General features: G+C 67.1%; 8 protein-coding genes. 2 read left to right on the forward strand and 6 right to left on the reverse strand.

Features of this window, described 5'->3' with window-relative positions:
- Window positions 1-4: 4 nt before the first annotated feature.
- From CFE35_RS10210 to CFE35_RS10225, 4 genes are all read right to left on the reverse strand, one after another.
- Window positions 5-9,175: a hypothetical protein gene (locus CFE35_RS10210; protein WP_292930492.1), complete on the reverse strand. Its 9,171-nt coding sequence runs from the start codon at window positions 9,173-9,175 to the stop codon at window positions 5-7.
- Complete coding sequence (locus tag CFE35_RS10215) at window positions 9,175-10,875, reverse strand: ShlB/FhaC/HecB family hemolysin secretion/activation protein (protein ID WP_292930493.1); 1,701 nt, start codon at window positions 10,873-10,875, stop codon at window positions 9,175-9,177. Before CFE35_RS10215 ends, CFE35_RS10210 begins: the two co-directional genes overlap by 1 nt.
- A 429-nt stretch (window positions 10,876-11,304) precedes the next feature.
- Window positions 11,305-14,037, reverse strand: a complete 2,733-nt coding sequence (gene secA, locus CFE35_RS10220) for a preprotein translocase subunit SecA (RefSeq protein ID WP_292930494.1) — start codon at window positions 14,035-14,037, stop codon at window positions 11,305-11,307.
- A 97-nt stretch (window positions 14,038-14,134) separates the two neighbouring features.
- Window positions 14,135-14,395 carry a hypothetical protein gene (locus CFE35_RS10225; RefSeq protein WP_292930495.1) on the reverse strand — a complete coding sequence of 87 codons (261 nt, stop codon included), beginning with the start codon at window positions 14,393-14,395 and terminating at the stop codon, window positions 14,135-14,137.
- A gap of 119 nt (window positions 14,396-14,514) precedes the next feature.
- On the opposite strand from CFE35_RS10225, the gene argJ reads away from it, so the two are divergent.
- Together argJ and CFE35_RS10235 are read left to right on the forward strand one after the other, a co-directional pair.
- Complete coding sequence (gene argJ, locus CFE35_RS10230; protein ID WP_292930496.1) at window positions 14,515-15,741, forward strand: bifunctional glutamate N-acetyltransferase/amino-acid acetyltransferase ArgJ; 1,227 nt, start codon at window positions 14,515-14,517, stop codon at window positions 15,739-15,741.
- Window positions 15,738-16,538 (forward strand): inositol monophosphatase family protein, encoded by an 801-nt coding sequence (locus CFE35_RS10235; protein ID WP_292930497.1) that lies wholly within the window; start codon window positions 15,738-15,740, stop codon window positions 16,536-16,538. The genes argJ and CFE35_RS10235 overlap by 4 nt, the downstream gene beginning before the upstream one ends.
- 201 nt (window positions 16,539-16,739) lie before the next feature.
- On the opposite strand, the gene CFE35_RS10240 is transcribed toward CFE35_RS10235, so the two are convergent.
- Both CFE35_RS10240 and trxA read right to left on the reverse strand, forming a co-directional pair.
- The gene (locus tag CFE35_RS10240; RefSeq protein ID WP_292930498.1) at window positions 16,740-18,371 is read right to left on the reverse strand and encodes a M20/M25/M40 family metallo-hydrolase; all 1,632 of its coding nucleotides are present in this window, start codon (window positions 18,369-18,371) and stop codon (window positions 16,740-16,742) included.
- Window positions 18,372-18,438: 67 nt separating this feature from the next.
- A complete protein-coding gene (gene trxA / locus CFE35_RS10245) occupies window positions 18,439-18,759 on the reverse strand; it encodes a thioredoxin (RefSeq protein ID WP_292930499.1) in 321 nt (106 codons plus the stop codon).
- Between the last annotated feature and the right edge of the window lie 4 nt (window positions 18,760-18,763).

The raw sequence follows: 18,763 nt of genomic DNA on the forward strand, positions 1-18,763 counted from the left end.
CAGTTCATAGCTGGCCGCCCATCAGTGCCGGATTGCCGCTGCCTGCAATCGGTTCGTCGATGTGGCCCGGCAAGGCATCCGGCTGGACGGGCAATACGATTGCGGGCGGCATGATCGCGTTCAGCACCGCAGGATCGCGCTTCTCCTCAGGCTTTTCGGGATCGGCTGGCGCATCGTCGAGCGGCGGCTCCTCGATAACGTCAATCAGCGTGCGAATACCGGGATCGGGATCGCGCGGGACATCGGGCACATCCACGCCGCAGGTTGCCGCCGCCAGCAGACAGCCGTTGAGGCGGCTGTCGGCAGTAAAGCCGGAAATATCTGCGCCGCTGGCCTTGAACTGCCGCCACGCTTCCGCTCCACTGACAAGGCCAGCGGCAGTGCGGAACGTGCCGTTGATGATCACCGCGATGCGACCCGATCCTGCCGGGCGCACCTTGAAGCCATCAAGCGGTTCCTCAAAGCCCAGCGGATCGGTGCCGCTTCCGGTGCGCTGGATATAGAAGCTGCGCCCAACGGTGAAATCGAGCGCACCCGCCCGCACCACCGGCCCGCTGGCCCCGGCGCTTTCCTGATCGAGCGCAGACTCCAACCCGGTGAAGAACGGGTCGGCGGAAAGCCGCGCCAGCAGCGGTGTTGCCGCGACATGGATATCGTTTGCCTCGATCCGCAGCGAGCCGGAAAGGGCATCGCCCCGGCCCAATACGGCAATGCTGCCGGTGTCGGCGGCAAGCTGGAACTGGCCGGTGCGGAAGATCAGCGCGTTGGCGGCGCGGAACCCGGCGGCATTCAGCGCACCGGCGATGCGGATGGTGCCGCTCGGCCCGGAGGTCGGCGCAGCGCCGGTGCTGAAACGGACGCTGCCTGCCGGATCGTCGATCGTGCTTCCGGCATCGGGGCCGGTCACATCCAGCTTGCCGATCAGGATATCGACGGCCCCAGCGCCATCAAGGCCGAACACGCTGAGCGAGCCGCTGTTGATGCGGCCCCATTCGGCATTGCTGAGCGCAAAGGCGCTGTCAGGCACGACGCTGCCGTCCAGCCCGTCGCCGATGCGCAGACCCGCCGCATTGCGCGAAACCAGCGAGATCGTGCCGGAAACTCCGGCGTTAAGGCCCGAACCCGCAGGCATCACGAGGTCATTGGCGCGCAGCACGATCGAAGGCGCACCCCACACCCCGCCCAGCTGCACCGTGCCGCCAGCGTCGACCAGAATGCTGCGCGAGGCGGTGATACCCTGAAGCTGCGCATCGCCAGCAACGGCGGCGGTGAAGGTGCCACCCGTAACCGGCCCGGTGAGCGTGATGCCGCCGCCCGCGGCAACCAGCGGCTCGGCGAACACGGCGTTGAAATTGAACGCGCCAATCGCGCCGCCAGCTGTGCCAACGGTGTTGCTGGCGGCGAGGATGCGTCCGTCCGGCGAAACCAGGCTCGCCCCGCGCACCGCGCCGCCTGCCAGCAGCAAGATATCCCGCGCGCGGACTGTCCCGACCGCAAGATCGCCCGATGCGATGAGCACCGTATCCGTGCCTGCGGTGATCGAACCCGCTGTCAGCGAACCGGCATTCGCGCGCAGCTCGACCGTTTCGCTGGCCGTGCGCACATCGCCCACGCCAAGATCGCCAGCGGCCGAGAGGAGAATGTTGCCCGCCGCAGCAAGATTGCCCAGCGTGACCGCGCCCGCCGTGTTGCTGAGCGCAACCCTGCCCCCTGCCGCAATCGCGCCGCCCGTCACCGCACCGGCGCTGCCGATCACGACATCGCCGGTAAGGGTCGTCACATCGCCAAAGGCCAGATCGCCGCCTGCCGAGAGCCGGGCAGATGCCGTGCTGACGTCGGCGAGGCGAACAGTACGCCCGCTCGCCAGAAGCGCACCGCCAGCGCGCAATGCGCCAGCGGCCAGATCGGCGGCGGAAACAAGCGTGAGATTGCCCCCTGCCGAGACCGCAGCAGTGGTGACCGCGCCGCCGCTGCTGCTGGCCGAGACAGCGCCAGTCGCCGTGATCGCACCCGCCGCCAGATCGCCGGTTGCAGCCAGTGTCGCTGCGCCGCCCGTTGCCGCTACGGTGCCTGCCGAAAGCCCGGCCCGCGCGAGCACGCCAACCTCAGCCGCGCGCAGATTGCCAAGGGCAAGCGCCGCGCCGCCCAGTTCCAGCGCGCCCGCTGCGGTAATGTCGCGCAAAGTCAGGTTACCCGCAGCGGTCAGCGTCACGTCAGCGCCTCCCTCGATCGCGCCCGCCACCGCGGCATTGCCGCCGCTGCTGGAAAGCGTGATCGCCCCGGGAGCCGATAGGCCTGCGGCAACGATATCGCCCGCTGCGCTCAGCGTTACGCCGCCCGAGCTTGCGCTGGCCTGCCCCGTCGTGAGCGTCGTTCCTGCCGCCAGACTGATCGCGGAACCAGCAAGGTCGCCTGTCACCAGCGCGCCGTTGCTGCTTGCGGTGAGCGTGGTCCCGGCGGAGAGCGCGCCGGTCGTTGCCCCGGTGCTCGCCGCGATCCGCACCAATCCGGCCGCAGCCCGCACGGCCCCGGCATCGAGCGCACCCGTGACGTCAAGCGTGACGTCACCCGCGGCCGACGTTGCCGCCCCGCGCAGCGTGGCGTTCCCCGCCGCCGTCAGCGCGATGCCGCTCTGCCCGCTGATCGCGCCCGCATCGAGCGCCGCGCCCGAGCGCAGCGTCAGCGCGCCGCCATTTGCGGCAAGATCACCGGCCGTCATCGCCCCGCCGCTGACCAGACGCAGCTCACCCGCCGTGGCGGCCGCGTTGCCCAGCGACAGCGTGGTGCCCGCCGAGGCGCGCATGCCCACGCCGCCCGACAGACCTGCCGCTGCCAGATTGCCCAGCACCGCCGCGCCGCCCGCTGTGACATACAAACGGCCGCCCGTTGCGGTGAGATCGCCGGCCGTGAGATCTGCGCCCGCATCCAGCGTGACGTCACCCGCTGCGGAACTGGCCGACGTGATGCCAAGGTTGCCGCCCCCGCTCGCCGTGATCCCGTTCGCCGCCGTCACCGCGCCGGACGCAATCGCGCCAGCGGCGCTCAGCGCGGCGGTTCCGCCGGTCGCGGCCACATCGCCCACGCGCAGCGCGCCGCTGCCGCTGGTCAGCGAGACGCCGCCGCCCGCCGTCACCGCGCCCGAAGCAAGATCACCGCCCGCGCTGACCGAGACACTGCCGCCGCTCGAACCCAGGCGCCCGGTCGTCACCGCGGCGAGGCCCGTCACGCCAACGCCGCCAGCCCCGGCCAGATCGCCCACCGTCATCGCCCCGTCGCTGCCGAGCGTAACAAGATCGCCCGCACTGACCGAGACCAGCTCCAGCGTGCCCTTGGCGGTAACCGTCGCCCCGCCCGTAGCCGATACCAGCGCACCGGCTTTCACCCCGCCAGCGCTGCTCACCAGCGTGACCGTGCCAGACGCCGTCACCGCGCCCGTCAGCAGATCGCCTGCTGCAGACAATGATGCACGGCCCGCTGCCGCTTGCACCGCACCCGCCGTGACAGCCGCAAGGCCCGCAACCGTCACGCCGTCCGCCGCCGTCAGATCCCCCGCCGTCAGCGCGCCGGTGCTCGCCAGATCGAGCGTTCCGGCCGCAACATCCGCCTTGCCCAGCGTCAGCGTCGTCCCCGCCGAAACGCGCATGCCAACGCCGCCCGCCAGACCTGCAGCCGCCAGATTACCCAGCGCAGCCGATCCGCCTGCCGCCGCCAGCACTCGCCCCGCAGATGCCGTGAGGTCGCCAGCCACAAGATCAGCGCCCGCATCAAGCGTCACGTCGCCCGCAGCAGTGCTGGCCGAACTGATGCCGAGATTGCCGCCCGCGCTCGCCGTGATGCCGCTCGCGGCAGAGATATTCCCAGTGCTGGCCGCGCCATTGGCCGTCAGGCCGACCGAGCTGCCCGATGACGCAAGATCACCGACCGCAACGCCGCCGCCCGTGCTGACAAGCGCGATCGAGCTGAAGGCACTGATCGCTGCGCCGGTCAGGTCGCCAGCGGCGGTGAGCGAAACGCCGCCACTGGTCGCGGTCACCGCGCCAGTGCCAAGGCTGGCCCCGGCCGTTGCAGCCACCGATGTTCCGCTGAGGTTGCCCGCGCCAAGCGCGCCGTCCGCAAACAAGGCAATCATGCCGCTGGCGGCGGCGAGATTGCCGGCGGTCAGCGCGCCGCCGCTGGTCAATTCAAGATTGGCCGCCAGCGAGGTCGCATTGCCCACGGTCAGCGCCGTGCCGGTTGAAACCTGAACGGATGGACTGCCATCGACGCTATTGCCCGACAGATCGCCCAAGTCTGCCGCGCCGCCTGCCGTGACGATCACCCGGCCGTCCGCAGCCCCGAGATTGCCGCTCGTGATCGTGCCCAGACCATCCAGCAGCAGATCGCCGCTATCGGTCGTGCCCGATACAAGGCCGATATCCGTCCCCGAACTGATGGAGAGGCCCAGTGCCGCCTGCGTGGCCCCTGCCGCCACTGCACCGGGCGCGGTTATCGCCACCGTGCCCGTTAGCGAGCCGATGCTGCCGACCGTCACGCTGCCGGACGTGCTTTCCAGCAGGACGTTGCCGCCTGCAAAGATGGCTCCTGCCACCAGCGTGTTGGTTGCCCCCAACGCCGCGCCACCGGTCAGGGTGGTCACCGCGCCGAGCGAGACGGTGTCGTTGCCGGTTACGGTCACCGCATCGCCCGCGATATCGCCGCTGGTGAGCACGCCGCCTGCAGAAAGCGTGACGGCGCTATTGCCGCCGACGACCGAGGCGAGCTCCATTGCCCCGCCAGACGTGATGAGCGTGGCAGCGCCGCCACCGCCCGCGGTCACGACACCGGCGGTCACGGCGCCAAGGCCGCCAATGGTGACACCGGCCCCGCCGAACAAGTCGCCCGCGGTGATCGTGCCGACGCTGTTCATGGACAGAAGGCCGCCAGCCTGCGCCGACGCGAGGTCCAGCGTCGTGCCTGCATTCAGGGTTATCCCGTCCTGCGCGGTGATGGCCCCTGCGGTGAGCGCACCGCCAGCGCGCAGATCGACCGCGCCGCTTGCCGTTGCGGTGCGCGTGGTGACCACGCCGCCTACGGTGACATCGCCCAGCGCGATGGTCGTCAGCGCGCCGGCGGCGGTCGGCCCGGCGACGCTGATTGGCCCGCTTCCGGCGATCGGAGCCGCTGCCAGCACCGCGCCGAGATCAAAGCCATCGAACGGATCGCCGCCGATCGCGGTCATCGCATTGCCAGCAAGGAGCACCCGGCCCGATGCCGTGATCGCGCCAAGCGTCTGCGCGCCGTCCGCCAGAACCAGCACTTCGCGCCCGGATATCGATCCCGCACTGACAGACTGCGGCGTGAACAGCGTGATATCGTGCGCGGCCGCAAGATCGCCCAAGGCCAGCGCGCCATCGGCGGAGACGATGATCCCGTAAGTCGCGGTGGGCGCTGCCGATGGACTGACCAGCCCCGCAGAGAGCGAGCCCGTGGTGATATCGCCGCCGGAGCCGAGCAGGACCGAATCGCCCGCCTGCGCCGTACCGCTCAAAGTGAGGCTGGACAGGCCGAGAAAATCGACGTTCTGCCCCGCCGTCACCCCGCCGCTGGACAGGGCCGCACCGGAGAACAGCACGGCCGAGCTGCCGGCGGACACCGTGCCGACCGCGACATCGCCGGGCGCATTGGCCGAGACGGTACTGCCGGCGGCAATATTGCCGAGCGAGATGGTCGTGCCAGCATTCACTGTGACGGCGGCGAGCGAGGTGAGATCGTCGAGCCGCACACGCCCGGTCGCAATGACGGTGAGCGCATTGCCGCTGTTGCCCGAAAGATGCGCGAAAACATCATTGCCGGATGTGAACGACAGATCGCCAGTGGCAAACAGCGTCCCCGCCGTGCCGACCGGTACCGCACCCTCCAGCCAATCGCCTGCCGTTATCGCGGCGTTGACGCTGCGCACGTCCGCGCCGTCGAATGTCGCCGTGAGCGTGCCGGGGGTGCTGAAGTTCAGGTTGCCGGTCAAGGTGGTGTCACCGCCCGCCAGCGCAATCACCGAAGGCAAGGACCCCGACGCCGCATCGCCGGCCGCGAGGAAATCAAGATTGCCGCCTGTAATCGAGCCGCCATTCAAGAGGAAACTCAGCGGCTGGTCCAGCACGGTCGCGGCTCCCGCCGTTCCGCCCTTTCCGCCAGTGCTCTGAGCGCTGAACAGAAAATCCGCAGCGACAAGGTTCCCGCCATCCACGCTCAGTTGGACACCGCCTGGCCCACTACCGGTCCTGCCGATTGTCGCCGCACCGCCCGTTCCGGTCCCGCTGCCGCCGCCACCGCCTGTCGCGTCGGCCTCGATGATCGCGTTGCTACTGAACGTAACCGGTCCGCCTTGCACGACCAGTGTGGCATAGCCGCCCACCGCGCTGCCGCCCGTACCCGCCACACCGGGCGTACCGCCAGCGCCGCCCGCTCCGCCAAGACCGCCCGTAGCACCTGCGTTAGCGGTGGTGCCCCCGAAACTGGCCGACCCCGAAGCCGGACCGCCCGTACCCAGCCCGGCCACGACACCAAGCCTCACGGTGCCGCCCCTGCCCGCGCCGCCCGCGCCGCCATTGCCGCCCGGCCCAACGCTGACGGCGCTGCCGCCTTTGCCTCCTGCGCCGCCCGCGCCCGTCGCGGCCAGCACCAATCCGCCTAGACTGAGAACACCGTTGCCTGCTTCAGCCAGTGCCTGCGCCTGGCCGCCTGTTCCGCTGCCGCCCGCGCTGCCCGCGCCTCCGCCAAACAGCGGCGTGCTGCCCGCGCCGCCCGTGCCGCGGGCATTGATCGTCGTTCCCGCGAAGCTGACGTTCGAACCACCCTCCAACGCGCTGTAGGCGATCACTTCGGCATTTCCGCCGAGACCGGCCCCGGCGGTGCCGCCGCTTGCGCTTGCCCCGCCGCCGCCGAAAGCCTGCACGCTCAGCGACGCGCCGCTAGCGGTCCCCTGGCGTGCAGTTAGCGTTGCGATACCGCCACTCCCGCTGCCGCCAGTACCGCCCGCCCCGCCGATCCCGTTGGCCTGAACATCGACACCGCTCGTGACCGCGATCGCGCCGGCCCCGCCGGGCGTGCCGGCATCGCCCGCTGCGATGAAGGCCAAACCGCCGAGGCCATCGCCGCCCGAACCGCCAAAGCCGGTCGAACCGGAAACGCCAGTATCATCCAGCGCCCCGATACCGCCGACCCCGCTGGCGCGGACCGAGAGGCTGGCCAACGCGGTGAGGCTGCCACCCGTTGAAAACACGAAAGCTTCGCCGCCAGTGCCGGCACCGCCGCCCGTGCCGCTGCTCGGGTCAGAAGCCTTGCCGCCCGTGCCGGTCGCATCGACTGTAACGGTCTGACTGGCGGTGAGGTTCAATGCGGGCGTCAGGTCGATGCCTGCAGAGCCGCCCAGCCCCGCGCCGCCTTCCACCCCGCAGAAGAAGCAAAAGCTGCCGTCCGCGCCGGTGCCGCGAGCCTGCACGTCCAGCGTGCCGCCGACGGTGATCGTCCCGCCGCCGATGCCTCCCTCGACCCGCGCAATGCCGCCCGTACCGGGGCCACCGACCAACCCGGTATCCAGCGCAAGGCCGCCATCACCATTAGCCCGGACAGTCGCACTGCCGATGACCGCAACGCTGGAACCGTTGTCGACCAGAAGCCGCGCACTGCCACCCGTTCCCGATCCCGTGGCAACTGCCACAGAACTGCCCGTAGCTTCGCCGACCCCGTCGCCGGTGATCACCAGATTGCGCCTGAGATCCACGGTGGCGCCGTTCCGGGCGGTCAGCGATGCCGCGCCGCCGATCGCCGCATTGCCGGCAAACCCGGTGCGGCTGGCGTCGATGGTGGTGTTGCCCAGCACCGTCAGCCGCCCCCGGCTCACATCGATGTGCGCGGGCGTGCTATCGGGCGCCGTGTTGCCGAGAACGACGCCGGCATCCAGCGAGCGGACAGTGAGGTCCCCGGTGATGTCGAGCGTCGAGCCGACACCCGAAACGATGACAAACGCGGAATCGGTTGTTGCCGCCGCTGGGTCCTGAACGCCCGATAGGCTGACGTTCGAAGCAAAGTTGCCCGCTTGTGCGGCATTTACGGTGAGCGAGGCCGTTCCGGTCGCCTGCCCGGTCACTTGCGAAGTCGCCGTGATCGCGCCGATGGCAAGCCCTGCGCCTACCGGGGCGCTTGCCGGGGCGCGGGTCGCCTCGATGGTGCCGCCCGCGATGTTGTATCCCGCCGAAAGCACGATGGCATTGCCATCAACATCTGCTGCTCCGGCAACATCAAAGCCCAGCGTGCTGCCAGCCTGGATTGCCATGGTGATCGCATCGTTACGCGGCACCGCGACGAAATAGACCCGGTGCGCGGCGGTCGCATTGCCTGCCGGGCCGGTAATCGTGCCGGTGTTGGTCACGACTTCACCGGTCGCGCTGGTGCCTTGATCGATCTGGATATCAAACAACCCGCTCGGGCGGAACGTGATGGTGGAGGCATCGGCCGCCACGATGACCGCCGAACCATCGACGTTGATCGCGCCGGAATTAATCACACGCGGCGCCACCAGCGCGACATAGGCGCCACCCACCCCGGCGGTGATCTGCGCGCCGGGGCGAAGTTCGACCTGGCTGCCGGCATTGGCGGGAAGGAACGAATAGGTTCCCGCCGTCCCGAACGCTCCCGTTACGGGATCAAGCGGCAAATCCGACGCCGTCAGCACCAGATTGCCGACATTGAACACGCCGGTAGGCCCCACCACGATGCCGCCGGGGCTATAGAAAAACAGGGTTCCGCCCCGTGTCACCGCACCGGTTGCCGCCGTCTGCAACTGGCTGATCACCGTGCCGTTGAACTGCACCGGGCGCGTGATGTCATTGGGCAGAATGCGATTGAGTACCGTGAAATCGGCCGCATCCCGGTTCACGAAGGTTGCCGTTGTTCCGGCGGACTGAAAATTGATCGGCCCGGCGCCCGCCGCTTCATTCGTGGACCAGTCGATCACGGCCACCGGCAGATCGAGCGAGACCGTGGTCTGGCCCGCTGTCGCCACATCGATGGCACCGGCACCGACGGAGAACACACCAGTGGCATTGAACGACTGCGCCTGCGCGTTCCTGTGCGGCGCTGCCGCCAGCATGGCAGCGAGCGCGAGCAGAGAGCCACCTCTTGAAAGGGCACAGCGCATCAGCGGCCTCCCCAGGGCACAAGGCGGGTGGTGAGCGACACGAGCAAACGCGGTGCGGGCTTGCGCCCGGTCAGCCCGGCCCGGTCCAGCGGTACTGCAAGGCTGGCGTCGAGCCGGAAGCGGCTGCCGATATCCGCCCTGATGCCGCCGCCCACCGAAGACAGGCGCTGCGCCTTGCCTGCGCCGCGATCCCACGCCCAGGCCGCATCAAAGAACGCGAATGGCTGGACAACCGGCGCGTTGCCCTTGCCGATCAGCAAGTGCGGCCCGCGCAGTTCGGTGGCCACGCCCAGCCCGCTATCGCCGGTGATCGTGCCCGGATCATAGCCGCGCCCGACCGTGTAGTTGCCCGGCGCAAAGGCCTCGAAGCCCAGCACCTTGCGGAAGCCATACTGGCCGCGCGGATGGAGGGAGAGCGAGAAGCGCCCCAATGCCCGCTCGTATTCCACTTCGCCGCGCACCACCGTGGCAGCGGGCGTTGCGTCAAACCGGCTGGTTGGCACCCGCCCATTGCAAGCCGCACCAAGGCACGAAGGACTGGCGCCGAGCCCGGCAAGGCCCTGCCGTACCTCGAGCGAACCGCTGATCCGCCAGCCCGGTTCGGCCCGCGTCAGATCAACCCGGTCGAAATCAAGCCTTGCCCACGCCACCCGCAAGCGGTCGCGGCTCAACGGCACGATCAGCGTGGTGCTCTGGTTGAGGAGATCGAAACCGGCCCCGATCCAGAGATCGCCGGCCTGCGAACGCTGCAGCGGATAGCGCGCATAAAGGCTGGCCAGCAGCGTGCGCGCATCGAGCACCGCGCCGCCGTTCGGCTGCCCGAGATCGGGGCGGGTCCACGCATAGGTCAGCGATGCCCCAACCAGCAGCCCTTCGCTGCCCGGCCGGAATTCATGGCTGGCCTGCAGGATGCGCTGCTCGCGAAAGTCGGACGTGGTGTAATAGGAAACCGTGGTGGCATCGCCCATGCCGGTGATGCCGAAGGCCTGTGCGCGCAGCTGCCCGCCCCAACGCCCGGTTGCCGCAGAAGCGAGGTTCTGAACTGAGAAATCGGCCGTAAATACCTGCCGAAGAACGGTTACTTCACCGATCAGATCGCCCGGGGCAGTGCCCGCCGGGCGCAAGGTGAGCTGGACGTTATAGCCCGGCAGATCGCGCGCCAGCAGCAGATAGCGTTCGGCCCGGTTGCGATCGAACACTTCATCATGGGTCAGATGGCCAAGATAGGCCGTGAGCTTGCGTTCCGCGCCGCGCGTCTCACCCCGGGCGCGGATCGCGGTGATCCGGGCGTAAAGCACTTCGAGGCGGACCTGCCCGTTCTCGATGCGCTGCACCGGCACTTGCACCGCGGCCAGATAACCCTTGCCGCGCAGGATGGTCGCTGCGGCATCGCGGATCTCACACAGCACCGCAATTGGCTGCGGCGTTCCGGCGAGCGGCCTCCATGCCGCTTCCATTTCAGCCGCCGTCGCGCCCTTGAGCCCATTAAACGTGACCGAAGTGATCGTGGTGGTGATATTCGCGAACTGCGGGTCGGCCAGCGGACAACCCGACCGCTCGATCCCGCCCGAAACCGTTAGCCGGGGAGCCTGTACCGCCGGCGCGCGCGTGATCCCGCCCAATTCATCGCGGCTGGGACCGGAAATGGTTGGCGAACTGACTTGCGCCGCAGCAGCGATGGGATGGAGCAGCGGCGACACGAGTACCGCGCTGGCGAGAGCAAGCGAACGCCAGCATCCAAGGACGGTAAACGCCCTTCGCCTGCTGCTGGTCGCACCCTCGTGCATTGTGGAGGCCCTCGTCTGCTATGTTGCGTGCGTTGCGTCCACGGTGTTCTATTTGACAACCCGCGTAGCAAGCGCTGCGACTGCGAGTCAAACGGGTTAAGTACTTTCACAAATTATTGAAAAGACGCGGTAATTCGCAGATCTGCACCAAATCGGACCCCAGCCCGTTTCGACTCGGCACAAACGCCTGATTGCAGCGACGGATCGCCGCGCACGCACCGACGCGCCCGTGACAGCCCGAACAGATTGCCACGTAGAATTACTTACTGCAATGGAAACAGCGTCATAGCGCCGCTTTCTCAACCAAGGTGCCAGTTAAGACGCGGGCGGATTGGCGCTCCCTCAGGCCAGCGCGCCGTGGCAGTGCTTGTACTTCTGCCCCGAACCACACGGGCAAGCCGCGTTGCGGCTGATGCCCATGCCTGCAAAGGGATCCTCGCCCGGCGCGGCGAGAGCGCCTGAGCCTGCCATCGGCGGCGTGAACGTACCGAACAGCGCGCCGGCGGGGACCGGACGCGCATCATCCTCGCCTGTCAGCGGATCGATGTGGCTGGTCAGGAAATCGGGCAGTTCGGGCAGCTGGAAATCTTCCGGCGCGCCCATGCGGATTTCGCTGGTCATCAGGATGCGGGTCACGTCCTCGCGGATCGCTTCCAGCATCTTCTCGAACAACCCGAAGGCTTCCTGCTTGTATTCGTTGATCGGCGTCTTCTGCGCATAGGCGCGCAGGAACACGACCTGCCGCAGCGCATCGAGCGTGGCGAGGTGTTCCTTCCAGTGGTGGTCAAGCCGCTCGAGCAGCACCGACTTTTCAAGGTTGCGCCATGACGCAAGCTCCACCGACGCCAGCTTGCCAGCCATCTTTTCCTCGGCGAACGCGGCAATGCGTTCCTCGATCACTTCGGGCTCCAGCCCATCTTCGTGCGTCCAGGCATCCAGCGGCAATTCGAGGCCAAGCGTCTCGCCCACGCGCTCCGCCAGCGCAGCCACGTTCCACTGCTCTGGATAGGATCCCGGCGGGCAGGCATCGCCCACGATGGCATTGATCGTGTCCTGACGCATGTCGAGCACGACGTCATCCACCGCCTCGGCGTCCATGATGTCGGCGCGCTGCTCGTAGATCACCTTGCGCTGGTCGTTCATCACGTTGTCGTATTCGACAACCTGCTTGCGCACGTCGTAGTTGCGCGCCTCGACCTTCTTCTGCGCGGTCTCGATAGCCTTGGACAGCCAGCGTGAACCGATCGCCTCGCCGTCGGCAAGGTTGGAATTCATCATGCGCGCAAACAGCGTGTCCGGCCCGAAGATGCGCAGGAGATCGTCTTCAAGGCAGAGGTAGAACTTGGAAAGCCCCGGATCGCCCTGACGGCCCGAACGGCCGCGCAGCTGGTTGTCGATGCGGCGGCTTTCGTGCCGTTCGGTGCCGATCACGCACAGGCCGCCCGCGGCCAGCACCTTGGCTTTTTCCTCGGCCACTTCGGACTTGATCCGCGCAATGCCTGCCTCGCGCTCCGGCCCTTCGGGCACATCGCGCAGTTCGTCTTCCACCCGGAACTCGACATTGCCGCCCAGCTGGATGTCGGTGCCGCGCCCGGCCATGTTGGTGGCGATGGTCACCGCGCCGATCCGCCCCGCCTGGGCCACGATATGGGCTTCCATCTCGTGGAACCGCGCGTTGAGCACGCTGTGCTTCACACCTTCCTGATTGAGGAACTCGGAGAGCATTTCCGACTTCTCGATGGAAACCGTGCCCACGAGCACCGGCTGGCCGGTATCGTACCGCGCGCGGATCAGCTTCGCGATGGCCTGGAACTTGTCCTGCGTATTCTTGTAGAACTCGTCTTCCTCGTCCACGCGCTGCACCGGCACGTTGGTGGGAATGGTTACGACGTTCATCTTGTAAATATCGAAAAACTCAGGCGCTTCCGTCGCCGCCGTTCCCGTCATGCCCGAAAGCTTGGGATACATGCGGAAGAAGTTCTGGAAGGTGATCGAGGCCATCGTCTGGTTCTCGGGCTCGATCTGCACGCCTTCCTTGGCTTCGACCGCCTGGTGCAGGCCGTTTGACCAGCGCCGCCCGTCCATCATGCGCCCGGTGAACTCGTCGATGATGACGACCTTGTCGTCCTTCACGATATAGTCGATGTCGCGCTTGAACATGACATTGGCCTTGAGCGCCTGATCGAGGTGGTGGACCACCATCGTGTTCTCGACGTCATAGAGGTTCGAGCCGACGAGCAGCCCTGCTTCCTCCAGCTTGCGCTCGGTCCATTCCACGCCGTCTTCGGTCAGCGAGATGTTCTTGGTCTTCTCGTCCGCTTCATAGAGCGTGGGATCGATCTGCTTCACCACCGCATCGACCGAGACATAAAGCTCGCTCTTGTCGTCGGTCGGGCCGGAAATGATCAGCGGGGTGCGCGCCTCGTCGATCAGGATCGAGTCCACTTCGTCGACAATCGCGAAGTTGAACGGGCGGTGCACCATCTGGCTGCGCTCGTGCTTCATGTTGTCGCGCAGGTAATCGAAGCCGAGCTCGTTGTTGGTGGCATAAGTGATGTCGGCCTCATAGGCCTGCCGCCGCTCGTACTCGTTCATGTTGGGCACGATCACGCCCACCGTGAGGCCGAGGAACTTGTGGATCTGGCCCATCCATTCCGCGTCGCGCCGGGCGAGATAGTCGTTCACCGTGACCACGTGGACGCCCTTGCCCTCGATGGCATTGAGGTAGGACGCGAGCGTCGCCACCAGCGTCTTGCCCTCGCCGGTGCGCATTTCCGCGATCTCGCCGCGGTGGAGCACGATGCCGCCGATCATCTGCACATCGAAGTGGCGCATGCCAAGCACGCGGCGCGAGGCCTCGCGGCAGGTGGCGAAAGCTTCGGGCAGGATGTCGTCGAGCGTCTTGCCCGCCTCCAGCTGGCCGCGCAGCTTGGCAGTCTGGCCCTGCAGTTCCTCATCGCTGAGCGCCTGCATTTCGGGCTCGAGCGAGGCGATGGCGCGCACGATCTTGTCGAGCGACTTGACGTAACGATCGTTGGAAGAACCGAAAATGGCCTTGGCGATGCTGCCGAACATGGCTGGAATCCTGTTGTGGAATGGAGTGCGCGAAAAAAGGCCGCGCTGGTCAGGCGTCCGCACGGAGGCGGAGCGGGATAAAACTGGAAACCGCGCGCTATTCGCGCGGGCGGTCCGAAAGGGCGATGCTGATCGCACGGATCGGTGCGGGTGCCGCAATCGCGGGCGCAGCAGCAATGCGGACTTCGCCGCTCGGCCGCTGGGCCTTGGCAAGGCTGACCCTCGCCCCGATCTCGGCGCTTGCCGCAAGCACCGTGCCCGAGGCCGCGCCGACCACTTCCGCACGCGCGGAAGATGCCGTCACCTCGGTAAGGGACAGGCCCGAAAGCAGGGCAAGAAGGACGAGCAACAGCCGCATCGCAGGCGCAGATAGGCGGATTTGCTGCCAAGGTCCACCATCAAGCCGCAGAATATTGCGTTGCGTGACGCCTTCCACGGTGATTGAAGCGCGCCGCGCAGCGCGCTAGGGCCGCGCGCATGGCCCATGATCGCTCCCCCCTCGCCCAGCCCTTCCCCGCGCTTCCCGCCATTGCTGGCGCCACGCCGCGCATCGCCCGCGCCGGCTATAAGGACTGGGGGCGCTGCGACCTGACGTTTGTCGAACTGGCTGAAGGCACGGCGGTCGCGGGCGTGTTCACCCGCAATGTGTGCTGCTCCTCGGAAGTCGAACTGGGACGGCAGAACGTGGCGCAAGGCCGCGCGCGAGCGCTGGTGGTCAACGCCGGCAATTCCAACGCCTTCACCGGATACCGGGGGCGCGAGGCAGTCGAGGCGATCATGGATCAGGTTGCCGCGCATATGGCCTGCCCGCGCGAGGAGGTCTTCGTCTCCTCCACCGGGGTGATCGGCGTGCCGCTGCCCAAGGACAAGGCGCGCGCGGGGATCGAGGCGGCGCTGGTTGCCGAGCCCTGCGCGTGGGAAGACGCGGCGAACACCATCGGCACCACCGACACCTTCGCCAAGGGCGCGACGGCCACGGCGATGGTCGGCGGCATCAAGGTGACGCTCAGCGCGATCATTAAAGGCAGCGGCATGATCGCGCCCGATATGGCGACGATGCTCGGCTATGTGTTCACCGATGCGGCGGTCGATCCCGCTTTCCTGCAAGCCTGCCTTGCGGAGGCCAACCAGCGCACGTTCTCCTGCATCACAGTCGATAGCGACACCTCCACCAGCGACACCGTGCTGGCCTTCGCGACTGGCGCAGCGGGCAATGCCCCGCTGGTTTCGGCCGATAGCCCCGGCGCGGATGCCTTCGCCGCCGCGCTTCATGACGTCTGCCGCCAGCTCGCGCACCTTGTCGTGCGCGATGGCGAAGGCGCGCAGAAGTTCATTGCCGTGACTGTATCGGGCGCGGTGAGCGATGACAGCGCGCGCCGCGTCGGCCTCGCCATCGCCAATTCGCCGCTCGTCAAAACGGCCATCGCTGGCGAGGACGCCAATTGGGGCCGCGTGGTGATGGCAGTCGGCAAGGCGGGTGAACCCGCCGACCGCGACCGGCTTTCCATCGGCTTCGGCGGCGTGTGGGCCGCGCGCGAAGGCCAGCCCCTTCCCGATTATGACGAAGCCCCCGTCGCCGCGCACCTCAAGGGTCAGGAGATCACCATCGAGGTCGATCTCGGACTTGGCGAAGGCCGCGCAACGGTGTGGACCTGCGATCTCACGCATGGCTACATCGCCATCAACGCGGATTATCGGTCGTGAGCGCAGCGCTCGATAGCGCCGTCGCCGCGCTGCTGCGCCGGGTTTCCGCGCAAGTCATCATGCCGCGCTACCAGACGCTGGCGGCGCATGAGGTGATCGACAAAGCGATCAACGACATGGTGACGATTGCTGACACCGAAGCCGAAGTCATGCTCGCCGAAGGACTGTCTGCGATCCTGCCCGATGCGGCGGTCGTGGGTGAGGAAGCGGTCCATGCCGATCCTGCGCTCTCGGCCCGGCTCGACAGTGGGCCGTGCTGGATCATCGATCCAGTGGACGGCACCAACAACTTCGCCGTGGGCAAGCCGCCGTTCGGCATCATCATCTCGTTCAGCGATGGCGGCGAGATTCTTTCGGGCTGGATCTATGATCCGCTGAAGGACCGGCTGTGCGTGGCGCACAAGGGCAAGGGTGCTTTCGTCAATGGCGAGCGCGTGGCCGCGCGCACCACTGGCGAGACCCCGCCGATTGCCGCGATCAGCACGATGTTCCTCGATCCCGTAGCGCGCGAGGCGGTGAAGCAGCGCATCGCGCCCTACTACACCCTCGTCGATATCCCGCGCTGCGCCGCTGAGCAGTATCCGCGCCTTGTCCTCGGCGTGAACGACATTTCGGTGTTCGAGCGCACTTTGCCGTGGGACCATGCGGCAGGCGTGCTGTTCGTCAACGAAGCTGGCGGCGTGGCCGCGCGGCCCGACGGTTCCGCCTACCGCACCGATCAGCACGGACAAAAAGGCCTGTTTGCGGCCTCTTCACCCGCGCTGTTCGATGAGTTTGTGAAGCGGAGTGGTGCGTGATTGCTGCTTCATCCTAGAACCGGATGACATCAGATGACATCGTCGGCCCGGACTTGATCCGGGGCCTAGGCTTTTCTTTGAGGGCACAACGCCAGACGAACAGCCTAACCCCGTGTCGAGCACGGGGTGACCAGAAGCAAATCAACCGTACTCCATCAAGCCGAGCTGAAGCACAGTGCCGCCACCCGCAGGAGCGACCCCTCACTGCGCCGGATCGCGCACCTTGAACGGGTCGGTCGGCACGGGCTGGGTCGGCAGCACGGCGCGCGGCAGTTCCTTGTCGCTGTTGGCCGCCTGCCACAGCATACCGGCCATCACCACCGCCGCCTGCCGCATGTCGTCGGCGCGCATGTGGTCCACGGTATCGAGATTGGAGTGGTGGACGCGGCTGTCGTAGTCGAGCGGGTCCTGGATGAACTGGTAGCCGGGCAGGCCGATCGCCTGCATGAAGACGTGATCCGTGCCGCCGGTCTTGCTCACCACCAGCTTGTCCGCGCCCAGCATGTCGAACGGGGTGAGCCATTCGCGCAGCAGCTTGTCCGCGCCAAGATTGCCTTCGGTATAGATTCCGCGGAACCGGCCCGAGCCGTTGTCCATGTTGAAATAGGCCTTCAGCTGGCCGTACTCCGCTTTGGGCGTGATCGGGAAGGCATTGCGCCACGCGATGTAGGAATCGATGCCCTTCAGCGCGGGATCGACCGGGCGGCTGGCAAGGTGCTGGTCGATATAGGCGCGGCTGCCCAGCAGGCCCTGCTCCTCGCCGCTCCAAAGCACGAAACGGATCGTGCGCTTGGGCTTCACGCCCAGTTTGGCAATCAGCCGCGCCGCTTCGAGCACGGTAACGCTGCCCGCGCCATTGTCGTTCGCGCCGTCGCCCGCAATCCAGCTGTCGAAATGCGCGCCGGCCATGACATAGCCGGCCTTGGGATCGCTGCCGGGGATTTCTGCAACCACGTTCTCCGCCTTGAGATTGCTCTCGTCGTAGCGCGCGGCAACAGTGATCGCGATTTCCGGCGCGGGGCCGGTCTTGGCGAGGCGCACGAGACGGCGGTAGTCTTCCTGCGCCAGTTCGATGGCGGGCAGCGCAAGGGTCTGTCCCGGCTGGAAATCATAGCCTTCGCCGTGGACCAGCATCCCGTCGCGGTAGCTGATCTTGACCATCGCCACCGCGCCCTCGGCCTTGAGGAACGCGGCCAGCTTGCCCTGAAAGCGACGGTTGCGCACTTGCAGCGCTGCTGCATCGGGATCGAACACGGGCTTGGTATACGTATCAAGCTCGGCGATCTGGGCATCGGTATAGCGTTCGAACACCGGACCTTTGCTCTCGCTCGTCTGGCCTGGCAGCGAAACAAGCACGATCTTGCCCGCCAGCTTGCCCTTCCATTCGGCAAAGTGCTCCTCGCGCGACATCGGCGCGATCACCACGGGGGCGCGCAGGATACCGGAGGTGGGCGGCGACCACGCCACCGGAATGGCGGTCAGCGGCAGGGCGCGCGGGGCGACCATCGCCACCGAATAGCTGTCGAGGTTCCAGCCCACGCCGAACTCGAACGGTTCAACATGGACGTTGGCGAGGCCCTGCTTCTTCATGAGGTCCATCGCCCAGCTTTCCGCGCGGCGGTGGTTTTCCGAATTGGTGAGGCGCGGCCCGATGCGGTCCATCAGCGCAGAAGCCGTGGTCATCGCCTCGCTGCGGTTCAGGCCTTCATCGATGATGCGGGCGAGCGCGGCGCTATCGGCATCGGGCGCTGCTGCAAGAGGTGCCGCAGCGCTCAGCGCAAGCAGGCTCGCAGCGCAGGAGAAGGCAAGACGGCGGGCGAACTGGATCGGCATGGGCAAGTGGCTCCGATGAGGGATGCGGCACTCTTGCACCCCTCATCGGCCTTGCCAAGGCGCTGCCTTAAAGGACGCTTTCCAGCCAGCCCTTGAGCTGGCTCTTGGGCGCAGCGCCCAGCTTCTGCGCCACGGCCTTGCCATCCTTGAACAGCACCATCAGCGGGATCGACTGCACGCCGATTTCGCCGGGGACGGTAGTGTTTTCCATGATGTCCATCTTCACGATGGAAACCTTGTCAGCCAGCTCGTCCGAAATTTCTTCGAGCGCCGGGCCGATCATCTTGCACGGGCCGCACCAATCGGCCCAGAAATCAACGAGAACGGGTTTGTCCGAACCCAGAACGTCGGCGGCGAAGCTGGCATCGGTAACGGCTTTGGTGGCCATGTCT

It is taken from the genome of Novosphingobium sp. PASSN1 (genome assembly GCF_002278815.1).

Excerpts from the sequence above, each read along its gene's own strand:
- CFE35_RS10210 (WP_292930492.1), bottom strand. The coding sequence starts at position 9,175 with ATGCGCTGTGCCCTTTCAAGAGGTGGCTCTCTGCTCGCGCTCGCTGCC.
- secA (WP_292930494.1), bottom strand. The coding sequence starts at position 14,037 with ATGTTCGGCAGCATCGCCAAGGCCATTTTCGGTTCTTCCAACGATCGT.
- CFE35_RS10225 (WP_292930495.1), bottom strand. The coding sequence starts at position 14,395 with ATGCGGCTGTTGCTCGTCCTTCTTGCCCTGCTTTCGGGCCTGTCCCTT.
- argJ (WP_292930496.1), top strand. The coding sequence starts at position 14,515 with ATGGCCCATGATCGCTCCCCCCTCGCCCAGCCCTTCCCCGCGCTTCCC.
- CFE35_RS10240 (WP_292930498.1), bottom strand. The coding sequence starts at position 18,371 with ATGCCGATCCAGTTCGCCCGCCGTCTTGCCTTCTCCTGCGCTGCGAGC.
- trxA (WP_292930499.1), bottom strand. The coding sequence starts at position 18,759 with ATGGCCACCAAAGCCGTTACCGATGCCAGCTTCGCCGCCGACGTTCTG.